Here is a 2,842-nt window from a genome sequence, read left to right as displayed (position 1 = left end):
ACGCTGAAGGGCGGGCTCGGCTCGGCGTCGGCGACCACGCCTGGCGGCGTTACGGTGGGCGCGATCGCTGTGGTCAACGCGATCGGCAGCGCGACGATCGGCGACGGCCCGTGGTTCTGGTCGGCACCGTTCGAACAGGACGGTGAATTCGGCGGGCTCGGCATGCCGGAGCCGTTCACGCCCGACATGCTCAAGGTGCGGCTGAAGGGCGCGGCGACGCCGAGCGCGGTGGAGAACACCACGTTGGTCGCGGTCGTCACCGACGCGGCGCTGACAAAGACCCAGGTGAAGCGGCTGGCGATGCTGGCGCAGACCGGGTTTGCCCGCGCGATCTATCCGGTGCATGCGCCGCTCGACGGCGACGTGGTGTTCGCCGCAGCGACCGGCGTCAAACCGGTCGAGCCGCTCGCAGGTCTCACCGAGCTCGGCACCATCGCGGCCAACACGGTGGCGCGGGCGATCGCGCGCGGCGTCTATGAGGCCACCGCGCTGCCGTTCAAGGACGCGCAGCCGGCGTGGCGCGATCGGTTCGGCTCGAAGCGATGATGTGAGGCGAAAGCGCAGCGCCGTGCGACGTCGTCATCCGAAGCTTCATCGCGCAACGCGCGCTGATCATCGTTTGGCTTGTGGAAGGTGATGGATTGCCGGGTCGAGCCCGGCAACACATCATCACGAACGAGCGTCGGTGATCAGGCGCTGACCGACAGCGACTTGGCCGAGGCCGCTTGAATCTGCGACGCCTGGCGTTGGATCAACTGCTCGACGAAATTGTACGACGAGGTCGCGCTGCTCGACGACGAGCCGGTCGCCGCCGACGTCATCGTCACCTTGCTGCCGTCGGAGTAGGTGACTGAGGTGGTTACGCTGCCGTCGGAATTGGTGACGCTGGTCGAGGACGAGCCGGACAGCGCCTGCAGCAGCGGATCGCTGCTGCCGCCCCCGCTGTTGCCACCGTTCGCACCACCGCCGCCATGCGCGTGATGCCGACGGCCGCTCTTCAGCGCCGAGGACATCTCGTCCATGCTGACCTTGCCGTCGTTGTTGGCGTCCATCTTGCCGAACACCTTGTCGGCATTGGCGACGTTGGTGCCGCCGGCGCCGAGCGCGTTCTCGAACTCGCTCTTGGTGATCGAGCCGTCGCCGTCGGCGTCGATCTGCTTGAACAGATCCTTCAGCGCGGAGTCGCGCGTCTTCGAGGCGGTCGAGCTGGAGCTGGAGGTCGACTGCTGGCTCTGCGCATCGAGCAGCGCCTGCATGGTTTCCTGTGACAGGCCGCTCGACGGAAACGAGCCGGTGCCGCTGGTCGACAGGGTCGGGAACGACGACGTGCTCGTGCTGCTGCTCGAGCTGGCAAACGGGTTGGTGAAGCTGGTGCTCTGCGACGACGATTTCGACGTCGAGCTCAGCGTATTGAGCAGTCCGGACAGCGCGCCCAGCGCGCCAATGGCAGGCAGCATGATCGAAGCTCCGCATTACACCGCTGGCCGCGGCCGGCAACTACGCACGGATCATTCCAAGCTTCGGATGAGCAATCGCCGTGCCAGCCGCGAAGTACCCGTAAATGCTGGCGTTTTTCGCGCGCACCAGGCCGGCGGGACGGCAATTTCTGCCCCATCCGGCACAACCTGCCGGGCCTGCGCGGCCCAGGCGCGAGCTCGGGATTTGCGGGGAACCGGCGCGGCGTGGTAGCGAAGCTGATCCACCCCACACGCACCTGGAAGCCCTGATGTCCTCCTTCGCGCTCCGTCCGCTCGCCATTGCGCCCTCGATCCTCGCCTCGGATTTTTCCAAGCTCGGCGAAGAGGTCCGCGCGGTCGATACCGCCGGCTGCGACTGGATCCATCTCGACGTGATGGACGGCCATTTCGTCCCGAACATTTCCTACGGCCCGGACGTGATCAAGGCGATGCGGCCGCACACCAAGAAGGTGTTCGACGCCCATCTGATGATCGCGCCGTGCGATCCGTATCTCGAGGCCTTCGCCAAGGCCGGCTGCGACATCATCACCGTGCACGCCGAAGCCGGTCCGCATCTGCACCGCTCGCTGCAGGCGATCCGCGCGCTCGGCAAGAAGGCCGGCGTCTCGCTCAATCCCGGCACCCACCCGAGCGCGATCGAATACGTGCTCGATGACATCGATCTGGTGCTAGTGATGTCAGTGAACCCCGGCTTCGGCGGCCAGGCATTCATCCCGAGCGCGGTTCAGAAGATCAAGCAGATCCGCGCCATGGTGGCCGGCCGCCCGATCGACATCGAGGTCGACGGCGGCGTCTCCGACAAGGTCGCCGGCGAACTCGCCGCCGCCGGCGCCAACGCCTTCGTGGCCGGCTCCGCCGTGTTCAAGGGCGGCACGCTGGAAGCGTACAAGGCCAACATCGCCGGCATCAGGAATGCCGCGCTGCAGGCGCGGGGCGAGGCGGTTTAAAGACCGTTCAGACCAAACTCCGTCGAAACTGACGACAGGCAGAAGTGCGTAGCACCGTGCCAGGTGGGACTGATGATGTAGCACCACCTGAGACACTCCGCCTCCGTTTCGACTTACACGAGTGTCACTGCGTTCATCTAGCGGCCGCTCGCTTACATCGCCGTCATTGCCGGGCTTGACCCGGCAATCCATCACTCTTCGCAAGATAGCGCGCTGGCGCGCGCGATGGATGCGCGGGTCGAGCCCGCGCATGACAGGAGTGAATATGGCTGCGACTGGGCCACATAATCGGTCCCCCTTGCAGCTGTCACTCCCCCCTCGTTCGTCATTCCGGCCTGCGCGCTCCGGGCGCGCCGGAATGACGAACGAGGGGGGAGTGACCGCTGCAAGGGGGACCGATTATGTGGCCCAGTCGCA

General features: G+C 66.1%; 3 protein-coding genes. 2 read left to right on the top strand and 1 reads right to left on the bottom strand.

Annotated features, from left to right (window positions below; all coding sequences use genetic code 11):
- Positions 1-546 (top strand): P1 family peptidase (locus DY467_RS25250; RefSeq protein WP_205502803.1); only part of this gene is annotated, 546 nt, incomplete at its 5' end.
- A 143-nt stretch (positions 547-689) separates the two neighbouring features.
- Here the strand turns inward: DY467_RS25250 and DY467_RS25245 are convergent.
- Positions 690-1,457 carry an EF-hand domain-containing protein gene (locus DY467_RS25245; protein WP_164639778.1) on the bottom strand — a complete coding sequence of 256 codons (768 nt, stop codon included), beginning with the start codon at positions 1,455-1,457 and terminating at the stop codon, positions 690-692.
- Positions 1,458-1,726: 269 nt separating this feature from the next.
- Here DY467_RS25245 and rpe point away from each other — a divergent pair, with 269 nt between their 5' ends.
- Entirely contained in the window at positions 1,727-2,425 is a 699-nt protein-coding gene (rpe, locus tag DY467_RS25240) for a ribulose-phosphate 3-epimerase (RefSeq protein ID WP_164639776.1), read from the top strand.
- Positions 2,426-2,842 lie beyond the last annotated feature (417 nt).

It is taken from the genome of Rhodopseudomonas sp. BR0G17 (assembly GCF_010907025.1).
Classification (GTDB): domain Bacteria; phylum Pseudomonadota; class Alphaproteobacteria; order Rhizobiales; family Xanthobacteraceae; genus Rhodopseudomonas; species Rhodopseudomonas palustris_H.
Note: the sequence above shows the minus strand (reverse complement) of the source record. Positions and strands in the feature narration are given on the sequence as shown.

Coding starts and splice junctions, on each gene's coding strand:
- DY467_RS25245 (WP_164639778.1), bottom strand. CDS start 1,457: ATGCTGCCTGCCATTGGCGCGCTGGGCGCGCTGTCCGGACTGCTCAAT.
- rpe (WP_164639776.1), top strand. CDS start 1,727: ATGTCCTCCTTCGCGCTCCGTCCGCTCGCCATTGCGCCCTCGATCCTC.